Raw genomic sequence first — 23,084 nt, 5'->3', positions numbered from 1 at the left:
GACCACATACGCCACCAGCCGCGTGTCGCCGCGCTCCTCGCGCAGCAGCACCACCGCGTCGCGCACGGCCTCATGCTGGCGCAGCACGGCCTCGATCTCGCCCAGCTCGATGCGATAGCCCCGCAGCTTGACCTGCTGATCCACGCGGCCAAGGAACACGATCGTGCCATCGGGCAGGTAGCGTGCCAGATCGCCCGTCTTGTAGAGCCGCGCGCCGAGCTCGCCGAACGGATTCGGCACGAAGCGCTCGGCGGTGAGATCGGGCCGATTCCAGTAGCCGCGCGCCAGACCCTCGCCGCCGATGAAGATCTCGCCGGAGATGCCAACCGGCACCGGCTGCAACTGCCGATCGAGCAGATAGACCTGCGCGTTGGGCAGCGCCCGTCCGATCGGCGGAGGCTGGAGCAGCCCGGCCTCACAGCGCGTCGCCGTCGCGCAGACGGTCGTCTCCGTCGGGCCATAGGCGTTGAAAAAGATCCGGCCACGTGCCCAGCGCTCCACGACGCTTGCCGGACACGCCTCGCCTGCGGTAATCACGATCTTCAGCGCCGGGAGGTCGTCGGATGGGAGCACGGCCAGCAGTGATGGCGGGAGCGTCACCACGCTGATCGCCTCGTCGCGCAGCAGCCGCAGCAGATCCGCCCCGGAGGACAGCACCGGCTGCGGTGCCAGCACCAGCGTCGAGCCGGTGAGCAGGGTCATAAACGTCTCCCAGATCGAGGCATCGAAGCTCAGCGAGGCAAATTGCAGCACCCGGCTGGCAGGAGGCATCTCGAAGACGGGTAGCTGTGTCTGCATCAGGCTGCACACGCTGCGATGCTGCACCATCACGCCCTTTGGATTGCCTGTCGAGCCGGAGGTATAGATCATGTACGCCACATTGTCGGCGGTCGCATCGCAGGCTGGACACGCGGCTGTCTGGTTCGCGATCATCGGCCAGTCCCGATCGAGGCAGACCACCTGCGCGCCATGATCGGGCAGGTCGGCGCAGAGGCGGTGCTGTGTCAGCAGCACGGCGACACGCGCATCTTCGAGCATGAACCGGATGCGCTCGCCGGGATAGCGTGGATCGATCGGCACATACACGCCGCCAGCCTTAAGAATCCCCAGCAGGCCGATCACCTGCTCCGGGCCATGCTCCACACACAGCCCGACCCGTACCTCGGTGGTCACGCCCAGGCTACGCAGATAGCGCGCCAGACGATTCGCGCGCCCGTCGAGGTCGTGATAGGTCAGCGCTTCTGACTCGAACACAAGCGCGATCGTGTCGGGCGTGCGCGTGGCCTGCGTCTCAAACAGCGTATGAATACAGGCATCGCTCGCATACGGCGCGGCGGTCGCGTTCCACTCCGCCAGCAGATCGCGCTCGGCGGCGGTCAGCAGCGGCAGGCGGTGGAGCCTGGCTGCGGGCTGCGCAACGCTGCCTTCGAGCGCTGTCTGGAAATGGCCCGCCAGCCGGGCGATCGTCTCCGGATCGAAGAGATCGGTGTTGTACTCGAATGTCGCGGCCAGGCCCTGCTCCGTCTCCGTGATCGCCAGCGACAGATCGAACTTGGCCGTGCCCGGCTCCACGGCGCGCGGCTGGATCGTCACGTCGCCCAGCGCAAGCGCGGGCAGCGCGGTATTTTGCAGCACGAACAGCACTTGAAAGAGCGGCGAGCGACTCAGATCGCGCTCCGGCTGAAGGTCTTCTACCAGTTGCTCAAAGGGCAGATCCTGATGCGCGTAGGCGTCGAGCGTCACCTCGCGCACCTGCCGGAGCAGATCGCGAAAGGTCGGATTGCCCGACAGATCCGCCCGGATGACAAGCGTATTGACGAAGAAGCCGATCAGCGGCTCAAGCTCGCGTCGCGTGCGATTCGCAACGGGCGTGCCAACCGCCAGATCGGTCTGGCCCGTGTAGCGCTGAAGCACGACCATGAACGCCGCCAGCAGCGTCATAAAGAGCGTGACGCCCTCGCGGCGGCTCAGCGCGTGGAGCGCTTCGGCCAGAGTAGCCGGTAGCGCAACATGATGCACCGCGCCGCGAAAGCTTTGCAGCGCCGGACGTGGACGATCGGTGGGCAGATCGAGCATCGGCACGTGCGCGAGTCGCCGACGCCAGTAGTCGAGCTGGCGCTCCCGCTCAGGTCCCTGGAGCCAGGCCCGCTGCCAGCAGGTATAATCAGCGTACTGGATCGGCAGCGGGGTGCCCACTGGGCCCGGCAGGTCGGCTATGGCGCGACCGGCAGCCAGGGCCGTGTAGATCGTCGCCAGCTCCCGCACCAGAATACCCAGCGACCAGCCATCGGCCACAATATGATGCAGCGTCAGCAGCAGCTCATGCTCGCGGGTGGTATGCCGGATCAGCATGGCGCGAATCAGCGGTCCCCGCTGAAGATCAAAGGGGCGCTGCGTCTCGGCGGTGACAAGACGCTCCACAGTGTGCTCGCGCTGGTGCTGCGGCTCGTCGCTCAGGTCCTCAAGCGGCAGCGCGAGCGCGAGCGAGGGCACGATGATCTGGGTAGGCTGGCCGCGCTCGACGGCGAACGTCGTCCGCAAGGCTTCATGTCGCGCGACAACCGCATTGAGACTATCCTGAAGCGCCCCAACATCCAGCGGCCCGCTCAACCGAACCGCCGTCAGAATCAGATACACCGTCGAATCAGGCGCGAGCTGGTCGAAAAACCAGAGGCGCTGCTGCGCAAAGGAGAGCGGGATCGGCTCCACGCGCAGCCCAGGAAGCAGCGGAGTCTCCTGAGCCTCGGCAGCCGTATGCCGCGCCGCTGCGATCTGCCGGGCTAGACCAGCCACGGTCGGAGTTTCAAAGAGGCAGCGGATTGACAGCTCGACGGCGAGCACATCCTGCACACGCGCCAGAATCTGGGTCGCCAGCAGCGAGTGGCCGCCCAGATCAAAGAAGTTGTCGTGGATGCTCACCCGGCGCAGCCCAAGCACATCCGCCCAGATACCCGCGACGACCTCCTCGATCGGCGTGCGCGGCGCGACAAACGTCTCCTCCGGGTCGGGTCGTGCCATATCCGGCGCGGGCAGCGCCGTGCGATCGAGCTTGCCATTGGGCGTCAGCGGAAAGGCGTCGAGCCAGATGAAGGCGCTCGGCACCATGTACTCCGGTAGGTGCTCTTTCAGGTAGGTGCGGAGTTTGGAGGTGCGGCCCTCACCCCCCCTACCCCCCTTCCCCAAACCTCGGCAGGCTCCTGCCTCGGTTGCGATAGGAGAGCGGGAATCTTGGTGCTCCCCTTGTTCCCGTGGTCCCTTGTTCGCTTGTTCTTCGCTTGGTTCTTTGTTCTCTGTTCTTTGTTCTGTTGTTCTTTGTTCTACCACGTACGCGACCAGGCGCTCGTCGCGGAGCAGCACCACCGCCTCACGCACATCTGGATGCTGCGCCAGCGCCGCCTCGATCTCGCCCAGCTCGATGCGGAAGCCCCGGATCTTGGCCTGCTGATCGATCCGCCCTAGGTAGTGCAGATCGCCGTTCGACAGATACCGTGCCAGATCCCCGCTGCGGTAGAGCCGGGCACCGCGAGTCTGGCCGAAGGGATCGGGCACGAAGCGCGCGGCGGTGAGTGCCGGATGACCGTGGTAGCCCCGCGCCACCCCCGCGCCGCCCACGTAGATCTCGCCCGGCACCCCGATCGGCACCGGCTGCATCCCGGCATCCAGCACATACACCGCCAGGTCGCGCAGCGGCGCGCCGATCACGCTCGGTGCCGCGCCCGCGAGGTCGCCCTGCCGCAGCGCCCGATAGGTGACATGCACCGTCGTCTCGGTGATGCCGTACATGTTGATGAGCTGCGGCTGCCCCTCGCCGTGGCGCGCCACCCACGGCCGCAAGCTCGGCAGGTCCAGCGCCTCGCCGCCGAAGATGACATACCGCAGGGCAAGATCGGCAGGCGCCCCGTCCAGCGCGGCCTCGGCCTGGATCAGCTGCCGGAAAGCCGAGGGCGTCTGGTTGAGCACCGTCACGCGCTCCTGCCGCAGCAGCGCATAGAACGCCTCCGGCGCGCGGCTGGTCAGGTAGGGCACCACCACCAGCCTGCCGCCGTGGAGCAGCGCGCCCCACAGCTCCCAGACCGAGAAGTCGAAGGCGATCGAGTGGAACAGTGTCCAGACATCCTCGGCGCCGAAGTGGAAATACGCCTCGGTGGCGGCGAAGAGCCGCAGCACGTGGGCGTGGGTGACGAGCACGCCCTTGGGCCGTCCGGTCGAGCCGGAGGTGTAGATCACGTAGGCCGCCTGCGCCGGGTCGATGGGCAGCGCCAGGGGGGTGGTCGGCTGGCGGGCGATGGTCGGCCAGTCGGTGTCGAGGCAGAGGGTGTGCGCGGCGTGGGGCGGCAGCGCGGCGTGCAGCGCGGCGTGGGTCAGCAGCACGGGCGCGTGGGCATCGGCCAGGATCAGCGCGACGCGCTCCGGGGGATAGGCGGGGTCGAGCGGGACGTAGCAGCCGCCGGCCAGGAGGACGGCGAGCAGGGCGACGACGAGATCGGGCGAGCGGTCGAGGTAGAGGGCGACGGGCGTCTCGGCGACGACCCCACGGGCACGGAGGGCGTAGGCGAGCTGGGTGGCGCGGGCGTGGAGGTCGGCGTAGGTCAGGTGGTGGTCGTGGTGGGAGAGGGCGATGGCGTGGGGCGTGCGGGCGGCGATGGCCGCGAAGCGGGCGGGGAGGGTGGCGGCGACGGGATAGGCGGCGTGCGGCCCCTGCCAGGCACGGAGCTGCTGGTGCTCGGCCGGCGTCAGCAGCGGCAGCGCGGCAATGCGCTGGTGCGGCGCGGCGACGACAGCTTCGAGGATCGTCTGGTAATGTCCCAGCAGCCGCGCGATCGTCGCGGCGTCGAACAGATCGGTGCTGTACTCGACGGCGGCCCACAGCCCGTCGGGGCTTTCCGTCAGCGCCAGCTCAAGATCGAACTTTGCGACCGTGTGCTCTGTCTCGACCGGGCTTAGCTCAAGGCCGGGAAGCTGGTAGCTGGCGGGCGAGGCGTACTGGAGCATGAACACGACCTGGAAGATCGGCGCGTGGCTGAGCGTCCGCGCTGGCTGCACGGCCTCGACGATCTTCTCGAAGGGCACCTCCTGGTGCTGATAGGCGTCAAGCGTCATCTCGCGCACCCGCTGGAGCAGCTCTAGAAACGTCGGGTTGCCGCTCATGTCGATCCGCAGCGGCAGCATGTTGACGAAGCAGCCGATCAGCGGCTCGATCTCAGCCCGGCTGCGTCCGCTGACCGGCGAGCCGACGACCAGATCGGGTCGACCGGTGTAGCGGTAGAGCAGCACATTGAACGCGGCCAGCAGCGTCATGAACAGCGTGGCGTCCGCGCGCTGGCTCAGCGACTCAAGCGGGGCGACCAGCGCCGCCGGGAGCAAGGCTGTCTCCATTGCGCCCTTGAAGGTCTGCCGCGCCGGACGTGGCCGGTCGGTCGGTAGCTCAAGCAGAGCGGGAGCGTCCGCAAGCTGCCGTCGCCAGTAGGCCAGCGCCGCGTCGAGCGTGGTGCCCGCCATCCACTGTCGCTGCCAGTGCGCGAAGTCGGCGTACTGGATCGCGAGCGGCGGGATCGATGCGCTCCCTGGCGCTGCCTGCCTGGCCGCGCTGTAGAGCGTGGTCAGCTCGCGGATCAGCAAGCCGGTCGACCAGCCATCCGAGACGATATGATGCAGCGTCAGCACCAGCAGATGCTCGGCGTCGGCGGTGCGCAGCAGCAGGGCTCGCAGCAGCGGGCCGCGCTGAAGATCGAAGGGCCGCTCGGTTTCCTCGGCGGCCAGCCGATGGGCGGTTGTCTCGCGCTCCGGCTGCGGGATCGCGCGCAGATCGTGGCAGGGCAGCGCGACGATCGACGGCGGATGAATGATCTGCACCGGGCGGCCCTGCTGCGTCGGATCGCTGCCGTTGGACGCGGCAGGCGCGAAGGTCGTGCGCAGCACCTCGTGGCGGCGAACAACCTCCGAGAGGCTGTCGCGCAGCGCGTCGCTGTCGAGCAGGCCCCGGAGTCGCACGACCTGCGGCAGGTTATAGGTGGCCCGTCCTGGCTCCCACTGGTCGATGAACCAGAGGCGCTCCTGCGCGAACGAAAGCGGCAACGGCTGTGCCCGATCGACCGGCTGGATCGTCGGCGTGGACGATTGCTCCGCGCGGGCGACCTGCTCCAGAAAGGCCAGGATCTCTGCCTTGCGTGCCGTTAGCTCGGCGCGCAGCTCCGCCGGAAGCGCCCCTTCCGCCGTGCGATAGCGCAGCCGACCATCCTCGGCCCAGAGCTGAATGCCCAGCCCCCGCAGTTGCGCCAGAAATTCGACTATGTTCATAAATCTCCCTCTTCGCCAAAATCTGTCGGCTGCGTGACGGCGGCGCGGCTGGTCGCGGCCCACTGGATCACGTCGATGTGCTGAGCGAGCGCGGCAACCGTCGGCGTGGTGAAGAGCGTGCTGACGGGCACCTCGACCTGGAGCGTCTGTCGGACCCGCGAGATGACTTGCAGCGCGAGCATCGAGTGACCGCCCAGCTCGAAGAAATGATCGTGCAGGCCGATGCGCTCGACGCCCAGGACCTCGGCCCAGATCGCCGCGAGCGCGATCTCGGTTGGCGTCTGCGGCGCGGCATACGCCATCCGTGTCGCAGATAGCGCCGGATCGGGCGGGGGCAGCGCTTTGCGATCAAGCTTGCCGTTGGGCGTCAGCGGCAGACGATCGAGCGCCACGAACGCAGATGGGATCATGTATTCCGGTAGGTGCTCGCCTAAGAACTGACGCAGTTCCTGCGGAGAGCTAAGACGCGGGGTGCCATGCGGGTGCCCATGCCCAGCGGGCACCCGTTCCTGGTTCTGAACAACGTACGCAACCAGCCGTGGCTCCGGCTCGGCCCGCAGCATAACCACGGCACCGCTCACAGCCTCATGCTGGCGCAGCACGGCCTCGATCTCGCCCAGCTCGATGCGGAAGCCGCGCAGCTTGACCTGCCCGTCGATCCGGCCCACGAATTCGAGCCGCCCATCGGCATGGCGGCGGGCCAGATCGCCGGAGCGATACAGCCGCCCGCCCGGTTCAGCGCCAAACGGATCGGGCACGAAGCGCGCGGCGGTCAGATCGGGGCGGCCAAGGTAGCCCCGCGCCAGGCCCACGCCGCCGATACACAGCTCTCCCGCCACACCGATCGGCACCGGCTGAAGATTGGCGTCCAGCAGATACACCTGCACGTTGGCGACGGGCTGGCCGAGCGGCACGAAGCGCGCGGCAGCCTCCGGCGCACAGGTCCAGGCGGTCGCGTTGACCGCGGCCTCGGTAGGACCGTACGTGTTGAGCAGCGCGGCATCCAGCCGCGCGAAGAAGCGCTCCTGAAGCGCCACGGGCAGCGACTCGCCGCCGCAGAAGATCCGCCGCAGCGTCGGGCAGCGCGCAAGGTCGGGAGCATCCAAGAAGATCTGGAGCATCGGTGGCACGAAGCGGATCTGCGTGATGCTCCAGCGCTCGATCGCCTCCACCAGATACGCGCTGTCGGACTGACCGCCGGGCCGCGCCAGCACAAGCTGCGCGCCGGAGAGCAGCGGCCAGAAGATCTCGCGGATCGATACGTCGAAGCTGAGCGGCACCGTTTGCAGGACGCGATCGTCCGCCATCAGCGGATAGCTCTGCTGCATCCAGCGCACGTAGTTGGTCATCGCGCGGTGCGGCACTCCGACTCCTTTGGGCGTGCCCGTCGAGCCGGAGGTGTACATCACGTAGGCAAGCTGATCGGGATGAACTGCGATCGGCAGATTGTCGGCGCGCTGCCGGTCGATCAGCGGCCACTCGGCATCCAGATTGACGACGTTGAACCGAGGCCGCTGCGCTGGCTGCTCAAGATAGGCGGCCAGGCCCTCGCCGATCAGCAGCAGATCGATCTGTGCGTCGTCGAGCATAAGCTGGAGTCGCTCGCCTGGCTGCGCCGGATCGAGCGGCACGTACGCGCCGCCCGCCTTGAGGATCGCCAGCACCGCCACGACCATCGTCACGGAGCGCTCGACGAGCAGCCCGACCAGCGTCTCTCGTGTCGCGCTGCCGACGCCCTGCTGCCGCAGATAACGTGCCAGTTGGTTGGATCGGGCGTTCAGCTCGGCGTAGGTCAGCACCGCATCGCCACAGACCAGGGCAGCCGACTCGGGCGTGCGCGCCGCCTGGGCCTCGAAAAGCTGTGCCGTGAGCCGCTCCTGAGGCGGCAGGCTCGGCAGTGGATTCCAGGCATACACAACCTGCTCGCGCTCGGCCTCCGGCAGCAGCGGCAGCGCGGTGATGCGCCGCGACGGATCGGCGACGATTCCGGCCAGCAAGACCTCGAACTGCGCCGCCATCCGCGCGATCGTCGCGGCCTCGAAGAGATCGACATTGTAGCCAAAGTCCGCGACCAGGCCGTCCGGCGTTTCTGCCAGCGTCAGCGTCAGGTCGAACTTGGCGGGCGGCGGCGGCTCGATCACGCTGAGCTGAAGATCGGGCAGATCAAGCACGACATCGGCGAAGTTGAGCAGGTTGAACATCACCTGGAAAACAGGTGTGTGGCTCAGATCACGCTCAGGCTGTAGCTCCTCGACCAGCCGCTCGAAGGGGAGCGCCTGATGATCGAAGGCCGCCAGCGTTGTATCGCGGACCTGGGCCAGCAGGCCGCTGAAGGACGGAGCGCCCATCAGATCGGCGCGGATCACCAGCGTGTTCAGGAACAGCCCGATCACGCCCTCAAGCTCCGGGCGGATACGGCCCGCGATCGGCGAGCCGACCAGCAGATCGGTCTGGCCCGTGTAGCGATGGAGCAGCACATCGAACGCCGTCAGCAGTGTCATGAACAGCGTCGCGCCCTCGTGGCGGCTCAGCGCCTTGAGCGCATCGGTCAGCGCGCGGGAGAGCACCAGCGTCTCGCTGCTGCCGCGCGCGCTCTGCACAGCCGGGCGCGGGCGATCCAGCGGCAGTTGCAGCACCGGCAGCGTCCCGCTCAGTTGCTTTTTCCAGTAGGCCATCTCGGCATCGAGCACACCACCGGGTGCCCCCTCGGCGAGCCACTGGCGCTGCCAGATCGCATAGTCGGCGTACTGCACCGGCAGTTCCGGCAGCACGGGCGCAGCCTGGGCATCCTCCTGCTGGCTGAAGCCGCGATAGAGCGTCGCCAGCTCGCGCACCAGGATATTCATCGACCAGCCATCGGTGATGATATGGTGCAGCGCCAGCAGCAGCACGTGCTCCTCGTCGTGGTGGCGCACCAGCGTGGTGCGCAGCAGCGGCCCCTGGCTCAGATTGAAAGGTCGCTCGGCCTCCGCCGCCAGCAGCGACTCTGTCTGGCGCACGCGCTCCTCGGCGGTCGTGGCGCCGAGATCCAGCAGCGGCAGCGCGACCTCGGCGGCGGGCATGATCACCTGCACAAGCGCTCCGGCCTCGTCATCGGGTTTGCCCGGCTGCTGCACAAAGATCGTCCGCAGCGACTCGTGGCGGCGTACCAGCGCTTCAAGGCTGCGCTGGAGCGCGGCACGATCGAGCCTGCCCGTGAGCCGCACGCCCAGCGTGATGCTGTAGGCCGGGCTGCCAGGCAGCAGCCGGTCGAGGAACCAGAAGCGCTGCTGGCCGAACGAGAGCGGGAGCGGCTGCATGCGATCGACCGGCTCGACCGGCGGGATCGGCAGGCGCCGCCGCTGGCGGGCTGCGTCGATGCGCCGGGCCAGACCCGCGACGGTCAGCGTCTCGAAAAGATCGCGCAGCAGCACATCGGCCTGCAAGGCGTCGCGCACACGGGCGATCACCTGGGTCGCCAGCAGCGAGTGACCGCCCAACTCGAAGAAGTTGTGGTGGATGCTCACGCGCTCGACGCCGAGCACATCGGCCCAGATGCTCGCCAGCACGTCCTCAATCGGATTGGTCGGCGCCGCGAAGCGCTCGTCGAGCACCGCCTGTTGCTCCGGCACAGGCAGTGCCTTGCGGTCGATCTTGCCGTTGGGCGTCTTCGGCAGCACATCCAGCACCACAAACGCGGAGGGGATCATGTAGTCGGGAAGATGCTCGGCAAGGAAGGCGCGGAGCTTCGTGTTGCGGCCCTCACCCCCTGGACCTCTCTCCCATGGCACAGGCGAGGGGGAATGCGGTGCTTGGTGCTCGTCCCTTTTGTGTTCTACCATGTACGCCACCAGCCGCCGCGCCCCAAGGGCACCTGCGCCATCCTCGCGCGCAACGACCACGCACGCATCGATGTCTGGATGTTTCGCCAGCACGGCCTCGATCTCGCCGGTTTCGATGCGGAAGCCGCGCACCTTGACCTGATGATCGATGCGGCCCAGGATCTCGATCGTCCCATCAGCGCGCCAGCGGCCAAGGTCGCCGGTGCGCACCATGATCTGCCCGTTCTCGAACGGACACGGCACGAAGCGCTCCGCCGTGAGATCGGGGCGGAATACGTAGCCGCGCGACACGCTCTCGCCAGCGATGCAGACCTCGCCCGCGCTGCCGATCGGCTGTGGCTGGTGGTGCTGGTCGAGGATGTAGATCCGGTTGTTCTGCAAGGGCCTGCCGACCGTGATCGGCTGCCCAAGATCATGAGCGCGAATGATTCCCAGCGCGTTGATGTCGCTGATCTCGGTCAGGCCGTAGATGTTGACGATCGCCACCGTGGAGCCGATCTGGCCGAAGACCGCTTGCAGCAGGCGCGGCTCGAGCTTCTCGCCGCCGATCAGCAGGTAGCGCAGCACGTTGGGCGGCTGCTCCGGCGCGACCTCATTGAGCACGGCGTGCATATAGGAGGGCACGGCGTCGAGCAGGTGGATCGCGTGCGCGTCGAGGTAGCGCAGCAGGGCGCGGCTGTCGAGCTTGACCGCATCGGGAATAACGTGCAGCGTGCGGCCAAAGATCAGCGTCGGGAAGATCTGGTTGACCGAGATGTCGAAGCTGATCGAGGTGATCAGGCCGGTGCGTTGCACCTGGGGATCGTCGAAGTAGGCGCGCAGGCCATAGACCAGGTTGATCAGGCCGCGCTGTGTGACCATCACGCCCTTTGGTTTGCCGGTCGAGCCCGACGTGAAGATGATGTAGGCCAGCTGATCGGGCAAGACCACGCGCGGCGGGTTGGTGGTCGGCTGCTGCGCCAGGGTGTGCCAATCGGCATCCAGGCGGAAGACCTGCGCCGTGTGTTCGGGTAGGCGCGCGACCAGCGCGGCCTGGGTCAGGATCACCGGGGAGCGGCTGTGCGACAGCATGTACTGAAGGCGCTCAGCCGGGTAGGTGGGATCGAGCGGCACATACGCGCCGCCCGCCTTGAGGATCGCCAGCATGCCGGCGATCATCTCCAGCGAGCGCTCGACACACAGCGCGACGAGCACATCCGGCCCGACGCCCTGCGCGCGCAGATAGTGCGCGAGCTGATTCGCCCGCGTGTTCAGCTCGGCGTAGCTCAGCGCTTGCCCATCGAAGACGAGCGCGAGTACGTCGGGCGTGCACGCGGCCTGCGCCTCGATTAATGCATGCACGGCGGCAGCGCGCGGATACTCCGCCTCGGAGCGGTTCCAGTCGATCAGCATCCGCTGCCGCTCGGCCTCCGTCAGCAGCGGCAGGTGCGCGATGCGCGCGTCGGGATCGGCGACGATCGCCCGGAGCAGGCTTTGAAAATGCGCGGCCATGCGTACGATCGTCGCGGCGTCGAAGAGATCGGTGTTGTACTCGATGTCGGCGATCAGCTCCGACTCGCTCTCGGTCAGCAGAATCGTCAGATCGAACTTGGCGCTGCTGCTCGTGAAGGGAACCGGGCTGAGCGTCAGCCCCGGCAGTTCCAGCGCGTCGATCGGCGCGTTCTGAAGCACGAACATCACCTGGAAGAAGGGCGTGTGGCTCATGTCGCGCTCCGGCTGGAGCACCTCGACCAGCTTCTCGAAGGGCACGTCCTGATGGGCGTATGCGTCCAGCGTCACGCGGCGCACCTGCTGAAGCAGATCGCGGAAGCGCGGCTTGCCCGACAGATCGGCGCGCAGCACCAGCGTATTGACGAAGAAGCCGATCAGCCCTTCCAGCTCCGCCCGCGTGCGATTGGCGATCGGCGATCCCACCAGCAGATCGGTCTGGCCGCTGTAGCGATGGAGCAGGCTGTAGAACGAGGCCAGCAGTGTCATAAACAGCGTCGCGCCCTCGCGCTCGCTGACGGCTCGAAGGTCGGGCAGGAGATCCGGCAGCCGCACGGAGTGGACCGCGCCGCGATAGGATTGCACCGCCGGTCGCGGACGATCAAGCGGCAGATCCAGCAGCGATGGTGCGGCGGCCAGCTGCCGCCGCCAGTAGTCGATCTCGCGGTCGAGCTGCTCGCCCTGCAACCACTGGCGCTGCCAGATCGCGTAGTCGGCGTACTGGATCGGCAGCTCCGGCAGCAGCGGCGCGGCTTGTCCAGCGTAGGACGGGTACAGCGCGGCGACCTCACGCACGAGCACGCCCATCGACCAGGCATCGGAGATGATGTGGTGCAGCGTCAGCAGCAAGATATGCTCGGTCGGCGACAGCCGCAGCAGCATCGTCCGCAGCAGCGGCCCGCGCTCAAGGTCGAACGGGCGCTCTAGCTCCTCCTCGACCAGCCGCAGGGCGGCGGCCTCGCGCTCGTCTGCGGGCAGCCGGGTACCCTCTGGGTGCAGCTCGACCACGTTCAGCGGGTGCGGCGCGGGCGGCGCGATCACCTGCACCGGCTCGCTTCGGTCGGCGCTGCCGGGGCCTTGCGAGGCGAAGGTTGTACGCAACACCTGATGCCGTCGCACGATCGCGCTGAGCGTCTCGGCAAGCGCCGCAACGTCGAGCGCGCCTGTCAGCCGCAGGGCGATCGGCAGGTTGTAGATCGCCGTGTTGGGCAGCAGTTGATCGAGAAACCAGAGCCGCTGCTGCGCGAACGACAGCGGCGGCGGGCCGTCCAGCGTCGCCCGTGGGATGCTGCTCTGCGGCGCGGTGGCCCGCAGCAGCACCAGCAGATCGGCTTTACGGCTGGAGAGCTCCTTCAGCAGCCCCGGCGTCAGCACCTCTTTCGACCCACGATAGCGCAGCCGCTCGCCCTCGGCCCAGAGCTTGACGCCCAGATCGTGCAACTGCGCCAGAAACTCGACCGTCGTCATAGCTCCCCCTCGATCTCGTCGTCGGCGAGCGCGCTTGTAACCGGCTGCGCCTGTGCCAGCGTCCGGCGCAGCGTGATGATCTGCTGCGACAGCCCGGCGACCGTCGGCGTCTCGAACAGGCTGCGCAGCGGTAGGGCGATCTGCTCGGCGGCGCGCAGCCGCGCCATGAGCCGCGTCGCCAGCAGCGAGTGACCGCCGAGCGCAAAGAAGTTATCGTGGATGCCGACCTGCTCCAGGCCCAGTACCTCGGCCCAGAGCGCGGCCATCGCCTGCTCCTCCGGCGTGCGCGGCGCGACATAGCTCGCGGCAGCGTTCCGCGCGTAATCCACGGCGGGCAGCGCGCGGCGGTCGATCTTGCCGCTCGGCGTGCGCGGCAGATCCTCAAGCAGCACGCACGCGGCGGGCAGCATGTACTCCGGCAGCCGACCATGCAGAAACGTGATCAGTTCCTCGGCATCGAGTATCTGCGCCGCGTGCGGCACGACATACGCCACCAGCAGCGTGTCAGGCGTCGTCTCGCCGGGCAGCGTCCTGGTCTGGGCCATCACCACGACCGCCTGCACCTGCGGATGCTGCGCCAGCACCGTCTCGATCTCGCCGAGCTCGATGCGATAGCCACGGATCTTGACCTGCTGATCGTTGCGGCCCAGGAACTGGATCGTGCCGTCGGGCAGGTAGCGCGCCAGATCGCCGGTCTTGTAGAGCCGGGTGCCACGAGTATCGCCGAAGGGGTTGGGCACGAAGCGCTCCGCCGTCAGCGCGGGGCGGTACAGATAGCCGCGCGCCAGGTTCTCGCCGCCGAGATACAGCTCGCCCACCACGCCCAGCGGCACCGGCTGGAGTCGCCCGTCGAGCAGGTAGATCTGCGTATTGTCGACCGGATGGCCGATCGGCGGGAGCGCGGCCCAGCTTTGGGGCGGCCCGCTCAGCGTGTACGCCGTCACCACGTGCGTCTCGGATGGGCCGTAGTGATTGTGCAGCGTGCAGCCCGGCAGCCGCTCGAACAGCTCGACGATCGGCGGCGTTGTCTGAAGCTGCTCGCCTGCGGTCATCACCTCGCGCAGGCTGCCTGGCAGCAGATCGAGCTTGGTCGCAACCTCGGCGATCTGCTGAAGCGCGACAAAGGGCAGAAACAGCCGCTCGATCGCTTGGTCGCGCATCAGCTCCAGCAGCGCGACGGTATCCTGGCGCAGCTCCTCAGGCAGCAGCACGATCGCGCCGCCGGTAGACCACGCGGTGAATAGCTCCTGAAACGAGGCATCGAAGCTGATCGGCGCAAACTGAAGCGTCCGCGCCGGGCCGGGGATCACCGTGTCGCGCATCTGCCAGCTCAGCAGGTTGCTCAGCGCCCGATGCGGCATCGCCACGCCCTTGGGCGTGCCCGTCGAGCCGGAGGTGTAGATGATATACGCCAGATGCTCGGAGGTCGCGGCGCTGCGCACGCCGTCGCGCGGCAGCCGCTCGATCAGCTCGCGGTCGGCGTCGAGCGCCACGATCCGCGCGGCTACGTCGGGCAGCCGCTCGCGCAGCGCCGCATGGGTCAGCACGACCGGCGCGCGGGCATCGCTGAGCATAAAGTGCAGCCGGTCGGCGGGATAGCTCGGATCGAGCGGCAGATAGGCCGCGCCCGCCTTGAGCACACCCAGCACGGCTGTCATCAGATCGAGCGAGCGCGGCAGGAACAGCCCGACTGACTGATCGGGACCCACGCCCAGGCTACGCAGATGATGCGCAAGCTGATTGGCGCGGGCGTTCAGCTCGTCGTAGCTCAACTGCGCGACCAGCCCGTCGCGGTCGGCAAACGCGGCGGCGATGGCGTCGGGCGTGCGCGCGGCCTGCGCCTCGAACAGCTCATGCACGCAGCGCTCGCGCGGATACGCTACGTCCGTAGCGTTCCAGCCGATGAGCATCTGCTCACGCTCATCCGCGCCGATCAGCGCCAGGTCGTCCAGTCGTCGGTCGGGATCGGCGACAATGCTGGCGAGGAGCGTCCGCCAGTGATCGGCCATGCGCAAGATCGTCGCGCGGTCGAAGAGATCGGTGTTGTACTCGAAGATACCGACCAGCTCGCCGCGCTCCTCGTACATATTCAGCGTCAGATCGAACTTGGCGGTGTTGTTGTCGGCCTCGACCGGGCTGAGCGTCAGCCGGGGCAGCTCAAGCGCTGGCAGCGGCGCGTTCTGGAGCACGAACATCACCTGAAACAGCGGCGACGTGCTCAGATCGCGCTCCGGCTGAAGCTCTTCGACCAGCAGCTCAAAGGGGAGATCCTGGTGCTCGTAGGCTTCGAGCGCCACCTGGCGGACGCGACCCAGCAGCTCGCGGAAGGGCAGATCGCCGCGCAGGTGCGTGCGCAGCACCAGCGTGTTGACGAAGAAGCCGATCAGCGCCTCGGTTTCGGTCTGCCGCCGCCCCGCGATCGGCGAGCCGACCGGCAGGTCGGTCTGGTGGGTGTAGCGATAGAGCAGCACATCGAACGCCGCCAGCAGCGTCATGAACAGCGTAGTGCCTGCGTCGCTGCTCAGCGCGTTGAGCGCGGCAGCCAGGGATGGCGGGAGCGTCTGCTTTTCGAGCGCGCCCCGGAAGGTCTGCACCGCCGGGCGCGGGCGATCGGTGGGCAGTTGGAGCACCGGCACACGACCGCCAAGCTGCTGCTTCCAGTAGGCAAGCTGCCGCTCGCGGATCTCACCGGCAAGCCAATCGCGCTGCCAGACAGCGAAGTCGGCGTACTGGATCGGCAGCGGCGGCAGGGCCGTGGCGGGATCGTCGGCAGTGTAGAGCGTCGCAAGCTCGCGCATCAGCACGCCCATCGACCACGCATCGGAGATGATGTGGTGCAGCGTCAGCAGCAGCAGGTGCTCGTCGGCGGCGAGGCGCAGCAGCGTGGCCCGTACGAGAGGACCGGCTGACAGATCGAAGGGCTGGCTGGCCTCGGCGACCGTGCGCTCTCGCACCTCCGCCTCGCGCTCCGCAGGCGGCAGCACGGAGAGATCGATCAGCGCAAGCGGCTGTGGCTCGAACGGGAGGATCACCTGGACCGGATCGTCGTCGGGCGTGCGCACGGCAAAGATCGTGCGCAGCGACTCGTGCCGCTGGATGATCGTCTGGTAGCAGCGCTCAAGCGCCGCCGTGTCCAGCGGCCCTGTCAGCCGTAGTGCCAGCGGAACGTTATAGCTGGCGCTGTCCGGCTCAAGCTGATCGAGGAACCAGAGCCGCTGCTGCGCGAACGACAGCGGAAAGCGATCCGTCGTCCGAGGCTGCGGCGCGATGACTGGCTCCGCCGTGGCCGATCCCGCTGCGGCCTCTGAATGCGACTCGGCACCGAGATGTCGCGCGAGGTCGCGGATCGTCGGGCGGCGGAACAGCTCCGGCAGCGGCACCTCGCGCTGAAGCCGCGTGCGGATCTGGTTCTGCACCTGGATCAGCCGCAGCGACTGGCCGCCAAGATCGAAGAAGTTATCGTGGACGCCGACCCGATCGAGGTGGAGCACCTGTCGCCAGATCTCCGCGAGCGTCTGCTCAAGCGGCGTCGACGGCATGACATACTCCGTCTCCACCGTCGAGCGTCCCTCAGGCGCGGGCAGCGCGCGCCAGTCGAGCTTGCCGCTCGGCGTCAGGGGCAGCGCGTCGAGCGGCACGAACGCGCTCGGCACCATGTAGGCGGGCAGACGCGCGCCCAGGAAGTGACGCAGGTCCTGGGGCGAACAACGAACAGAGCAACTAGAACCTGAGTCGTTGGCCGTCGTGTTCTCTGTTCTTGCTTCGTTGTTCTGGTGTTCTACAACATACGCCACCAGCCGAGCATCCGGGTGCCCGCCTGCGTGCGGCGCATCTTGCCGCGCCAGCACCACCGCCTCGCGCACGGCGGGATGCTGCTGAAGCACCGCCGCGATCTCGCCCGGCTCGATCCGAAAGCCGCGAATCTTGACCTGCCGGTCGACGCGGCCCAGAAACTCGATGTTGCCGTCGGGCAGATAGCGCGCCAGGTCGCCGGTTTTGTAGAGCCGCGCGCCGGGCGCGCCCTGAGGGCACCCGCCGAACGGATCGGGCACGAAGCGCTCCGCCGTCAGCGCGGGATGGTTGAGATAGCCGCGCGCCAGGCCAGCGCCGCCCAGGTGTAGCTCGCCGGGCACGCCGATCGGCACCAGGCGTAGGCGCTGATCCAGAATATAGCCCTGCACATTGCGCAGCGTCCGCCCGATCGGCAGCTCGCGCAACTGCTCGGCGGGCGACACTGCATCCCACGCGGTCGCGACGATCGTCGCCTCGGTCGGGCCGTAGGTATTGACCAGCCGCAGCCGCGATCCAGCCCACTGCTGCCACTGGGCCAGCCGCTCCGGCAGCGCGCGCTCGCCGCCGATGATCACCAGGCGCAGCCGGGTACCCTCCGGGTGCGGCACCTGCTCATCGAGCTGTGTACACAGCTCATGCCAGTAGGCGGTGGGCAGGCTGAGCGCGGTCAGGTCCCACGCGCGGCAGATCGCGAAGAAGCTCGCGGCGCTCGCCAACATCTGCTCGGTACGCAGCACCAGCGTCGCGCCGCTGGTCAGGCTGGCGTAGATCTCCTCGGCGCTGGCGTCGAAGCTGAGCGACGCAAACTGAAGCACGCGATCGTCGGCGCGCAGCCCGTAGGTCGTCTGGACCGCCTCAAGGTAGTTGACTACCGCCTGATGCGGCGTGAGCACACCCTTGGGCTGCCCGGTCGAGCCTGAGGTGTAGATCACGTACGCGAGATTGGTAGATTGGACCTCCGTCGCAGGCGGCGCGCTCGACTCCCGGCTGATCGCGGGCCAGTCCGCGTCGAGCCGCACGATCCGGGGCGGCGGATTCAGCATCGGCTCCTCAAGCTGTGGGGTCAAATGGCGCTGCGTGAGCACCAAGCCGATCTGCGCGTCCTTGAGGATAAACGCCAGGCGCTCGGCGGGGTAGGTCGGATCGATCGGCACGTACGCGCCGCCCGCCTTGAGCGTGCCCAGCAGCCCGACGATCATCTCCGGCGAGCGCTCCACGAGCAGCCCGACGCGGCTCTCCGGCCCAACTCCGAGCGTGCGCAGATAGTGCGCAAGCTGATTCGACTGTCGATCCAGCTCGGCGTAGCTCAGCCGCCGCTCGCCGCGCTGCGGATCGAACTGCGTCACGGCCAGCGCGTCGGGCGTGCGCGCGGCCTGCCGGGCGAACAGCTCATGCAGGCAGACGGCATCGGCGTACGGCTCCTGCGGCGGCGTCCAGCTTGTCAAAAGCTGCCGCTCATCCTCCGGCACGAAGCGCAGATCGGCGATCGGCTGATCCGGGTCGCGGGCCAGCACCTTGAGCAGCTCCTCGAAATGCCGCAGCATGCGTCGGATCGTCGCCGCGTCGAAGAGATCGCTGTTGTACTCAAGCGTGCCCGCCAGCTCGTCGGCATTCGTTGTGCTGCTGTCGATCCCGGCGATCGGCGGCCACAGCGCCAGCGTGAGATCGAACTTGGCCGTGCCGGTGTCGTACTCCAGCGGCGTCAGAGTCAGATCGGGCAGATTGTAGGAGGGCATCGGCGCGTTCTGGAGGATGAACATCACCTGGAACAGCGGCGGGTAGCTGGGATCGCGCTCAGGCCGCAGCACGTCCACAAGCTGCTCGAAGGGCACGTTCTGATGCGCGTAGGCCTCAAGCGTCACGGCGCGCACGCGGCGCAGCAGCTCGCGGAAGCTCGGATTGCCGGTCAGGTCGGTGCGCAGCAGCAGCGTGTTGACGAAGAAGCCCATCAGGCTCTCGAGCTCGAAGCGGTCGCGGTTGGCGATCGGCGAGCCGACGATGATGTCATCCTGGCCGCTGTAGCGCGCGAGCAGCACATTGAACGCCGCCAGCAGCGTCATGAACAGCGAGGCATCCTCCTGCTGGCTCAGCCGGTTCAGGGCTGCCACCAGCTCTGCGGGCAGCAGCAGCCGCTCGATCGCGCCGCGCGAGGTTTGCACCGGCGGTCGGGGTCGATCGGTGCGCAGTTGGAGCACCGGCAGCGGGCCGCGCAACTGCTCAAGCCAGTAGCTAAGCTGCTGCTCCAGCACCTCGCCGGGTGCCCCTGGGGCAAGCCAATCGCGCTGCCAGACCGCGACATCGGCGTACTGGATCGGCAGATCGGGCAGCAGCGCCGCTACGTCGGGCGCGGCTCCCGGCGCGGCGCTCGTCCGAGCGGCGTAGATCGTGGTGATCTCGCGGATCATCAGCCCCATCGACCAGCCATCGAAGATGATGTGATGCATGTTCAGCAGAAACACGTGCTCGGTCGGGCTGAGCCGGATCAGCGTGGCGCGCAGCAGCGGGCCGCGCTGAAGATCGAAGCGGTGATGCGCCTCGGCGATTGCCAGCCGCAGCGCCTCCGCCGCGCGCTCCTCGGCGGGCAGGTGCTCGATGTCGATCGGCGTCAGCGCGACCGTCAGGCTGGGCGCGATCAATTGGATCGGGCGGTCTTCCACCAGCGGAAAGGTCGTGCGCAGCGCCTCGTGGCGGCGAATGACCTGATTGAGGCTCCACTCAAGCGCGGCGCGATCCAGGCTGCCCGTCAGCCGCATCGCCAGCGGAATATTGTACGCCAGATTGCCGGGCTCCCACTGATCGACGAACCAGAGCCGCTCCTGAGCAAAGGAGAGCGGCGGATCGATCTGCGGATCGCGCGGGCGAATCGCCTGGCTGTCACCTGAGCCAAGCCCTTCCTCAGCCATCAGATAGGCCAGCAGCTCCAGCTCTTCCGGCGAGATACCGGGTCGGTCGGCTAAGTTACTCAGATCCATCTATATCATTCCTCTGATACGCTCCTGCGGCTCAGCGTCCCGGCTCCGCCGCCGGATTGGCGGCGCGACTCTGCTGGCGACGCTGCTCAAGGGTCGTCTTAAGCTCTTCACGCGACACGCCCTTGATCCGCTGGAGCAATCGGGCAATCTTATCGGTACGGCCCGGCTCGGACTCGTGCTCTACCAGCAGCGCGGCCAGCGCGGCCACTGTGGTCGACTGGAACATCGCCTGAAGCGGCAGCGAGATCTGGAAGACATCGCGCACCCGCGACAGCAGCAGAATCGCCCGCAGCGAGTGACCGCCCAGGTCGAAGAAGTTATCGTGGACGCCGACGCGCTCGATCTCCAGCACCTCGGCCCAGATCATTGCCAGCACCTGCTCGGTCGGCGTGCGCGGCGCGACATACGACTGTTCGAGCGCGGGTCGCGCGCCGCCAGCATCCGGCAGCGCGGCGCGATCGAGCTTGCCGTTGGGCGTCAGCGGCAGCGTGTCGAGCGGCACGAAGACCGCCGGGATCATGTAGTCCGGCAGGCTGCGCTGAAGATGCCGCCGTAGCTCGCTCGTCGTCAGCTGCGCTTCGGGAGCGTCCACGTGCGGCACGATGTAGGCGACTAGATGCTGCTCGCGCGCTACGACCGCCGCCGCCCGCAGATCGGGATGCTGGCTCAGCAGCGCCTCGATCTCGCCCGGCTCGATCCGAAAGCCGCGCACCTTGACCTGCTGGTCGATCCGGCCCACAAACTCGATCTGACCGTCGGCCAGATAGCGGCCTAGATCGCCGGTTTTGTAGAGCCGCGCGCCACCCTGCGGGTACCCGGTCTGGCTGAACGGATCGGGGATGAACTGCGCCGCGGTCAGGTCGGGGCGGCCAAGGTAGCCACGCGCCACGCCCACGCCGCCGATGTGTAGCTCGCCGACAATGCCCACGGGCACCGGCTCGCCGCGCCGATCCAGCACATAGACGGTTGTGTTGGCGATCGGTCGGCCAATCGGCGGACGCGACTCGGTGGCATCGCACGGGGCGATCGTCGCGCAGACCGTCGTCTCAGTCGGGCCGTAGGCGTTGATGAAACGTCGTCCGGGCTGCCAGCGCGCGACCACCTCCGCCGGGCATGGCTCGCCCGCCGCGACGATCGTCTGGAGCGCGGGCAGCTCGGCATGGGGCAGCGCGCTCAGCGCCGAGGGCGGCAGCGTCACGGCGGTGATCGTCTGCTCGCGCAGCAGTTGGAGCAGGCCCGGCCCCGGCACCAGATCGGCGCGTGGAGCCAGCACCAGCGTCGCGCCCGCCAGCAGCGTCACGACGATCTCGGAGATCGAGGCGTCGAAGCTGGGCGAGGCGAATTGCAGCACGCGGCTCTCAGGGCCGATTGCAAAAGCCCGGCTCTGCGCCCGCGCCAGATTGCACAGCCCGGCGTGCTGCACCTGCACGCCCTTGGGCCGCCCGGTCGAGCCTGAGGTGTAGATGATATACGCCAGATCTTCAGGCCGTGTCGCGCTGTCGGGATTGGTGGTCGGCTGCTGCTCGATGCGCGGCGCTTCGGCGTCCAGATCGACGCAGACCAGCGATGACGATTGCAGCGCGTCCAGATCGCTCCACAGCCCGGTCGGCGCGGCGATGATCTGCCGATCCTGTCGGCGGACCAGCAGCACGTGCGCGCGGGCATCTTCGATCATCAGCCGCAGCCGCTCGATAGGATAGGCCGGATCGAGCGGCAGGTAGACGCCGCCCGCCTTCAGCACGGCCAGCAGCGCGACGACCAGCTCGATCGAGCGCTCCATTCCGATTGCAACCGGCACCTCCGGACCCACGCCCAGCGACCGCAGCTCGTGCGCAAGCTGATTGGCGCGGCGATCCAGCTCGGCGTAGGTGAGCTGCTGCGGCGCTGCTCCGGCCTGGGCGAAGACGAGCGCGGCGGCATCGGGCGTGCGCGCGGCCTGCGCCTCGAAGAGCTGATGGGCACAGGCGGCATGCAGATCGGTCTGCGTAGCGTTCCAGTCGCGCAGCAGGTCGCGCTCGGCCTCCGTTAACAGCGGCAGCGTCGAGATGCGCCGCGCCGGGTCGGCGACAATTGCACGCAGCAGTACCTTGAAGTGGCCGATCAGCCGCTCGATCGTCGCTCGGTCGAAGAGATCGGTGCTGTACTCAAGCGTCGCGCTCAGCCGATCCTGGCCCTCCCACATGAACAGGATCAGATCGAGCTTGGTCGTGCCGCTGTCGATCATCATCGGTCGCATCGTCACGCCCGCGACCTCGCGCGTGGGCAGTAGCTCGTTCTGAAGCGTGAAGCTGACCTGCGACAGCGGCGCGTGGCTCAGGTCGCGGCCCGGATTGAGCTTCTCGACCAGCAGCTCGAAGGGCACGTCCTGATGGCTGTAGGCCGCCAGCGCCGTCGCTCGCACGCGCTGCACCAGCTCGCGGAAGCTGGGATCGCCCGCCAGCGACGTGCGCAGCAGCAGATTGTTGGCGAAGAAGCCCATCACGTTGGCTAGCTCGCTGCGGTTCCGCCCGCTCATCATCGTGCCGACGATCAGATCGTCCTGGCCGCTCCACCGCTGAAGCAGCACGTCGAACGCGGCCAGCAGCAGCATGAAGAGCGACACGCCCTCGCGCTGGGCCAGCGCCGTGAGTTCCGCCGGTAGAGGATGCTCTAGCTCAAAGGCGGCTACCGCGCCGTGGTGCGACTGGACAGCGGGACGCGGGCGATCGGTCGGCAGATTCAGCAGCTTGGGCGCGGACTCAAGCTGTTTGCGCCAGTAGGCCAGTTGCGATTCCAGCACCGCGCCCTGAAGGTACTCGCGCTGCCAGATGGCATAGTCGGCGTACTGCACCGGCGGCTCGATCAGGTGCGCGGCTTCCGGCGGCTGTCCGCTGGCAAAAACGGCGTACAGCGCCGTCACCTCGGCGATCAGCAGCTCCGTCGACCAGCCATCGGTGATGATATGGTGCATCGTAAAGAGCAGCATATACTCGGCCTCGTCCAGGCGCAGCAGTTGGGCGCGCAAGAGCGGGCCGCGCTGAAGGTCGAATGGCCGCTGGAACTCGATCGCCGCCAGCCGCAGCGCCTCGGCCTCGCGCTCAGCGGCGGGATGCCCGCGCAGATCGTGTACCGGCAGCGTGATCGGCATCTCAGGCGCGATCACCTGCACCGGTCGGTCGTCGACCACGGTAAAGGTCGTGCGCAGGGCCTCGTGGCGGAGCAGGACCTCATTCAGGCTTTGCTCCAGCGCGCGGATGTCGAGCGGGCC

At 67.8% G+C, this 23,084-nt stretch carries 4 protein-coding genes; all 4 read right to left on the bottom strand.

Features of this window, described 5'->3' with window-relative positions:
- Positions 1-6,297: amino acid adenylation domain-containing protein (locus VFZ66_09335; protein HEX6289381.1), on the bottom strand; the 6,297-nt coding region annotated here is incomplete at its 3' end.
- Entirely contained in the window at positions 6,294-13,073 is a 6,780-nt protein-coding gene (locus VFZ66_09330; GenBank protein ID HEX6289380.1) for an amino acid adenylation domain-containing protein, read from the bottom strand. The genes VFZ66_09330 and VFZ66_09335, both read right to left, overlap by 4 nt.
- A complete protein-coding gene (locus VFZ66_09325; protein ID HEX6289379.1) occupies positions 13,070-19,837 on the bottom strand; it encodes an amino acid adenylation domain-containing protein in 6,768 nt (2,255 codons plus the stop codon). Before VFZ66_09325 ends, VFZ66_09330 begins: the two co-directional genes overlap by 4 nt.
- A 31-nt stretch (positions 19,838-19,868) precedes the next feature.
- Positions 19,869-23,084 (bottom strand): amino acid adenylation domain-containing protein (locus VFZ66_09320; protein HEX6289378.1); only part of this gene is annotated, 3,216 nt, incomplete at its 5' end.

It is taken from the genome of Herpetosiphonaceae bacterium, from assembly GCA_036374795.1.
In the GTDB taxonomy this organism is placed as follows: Bacteria; Chloroflexota; Chloroflexia; order Chloroflexales; family Kallotenuaceae; genus LB3-1.
This window is presented reverse-complemented; position numbering and strand designations above follow the sequence as displayed.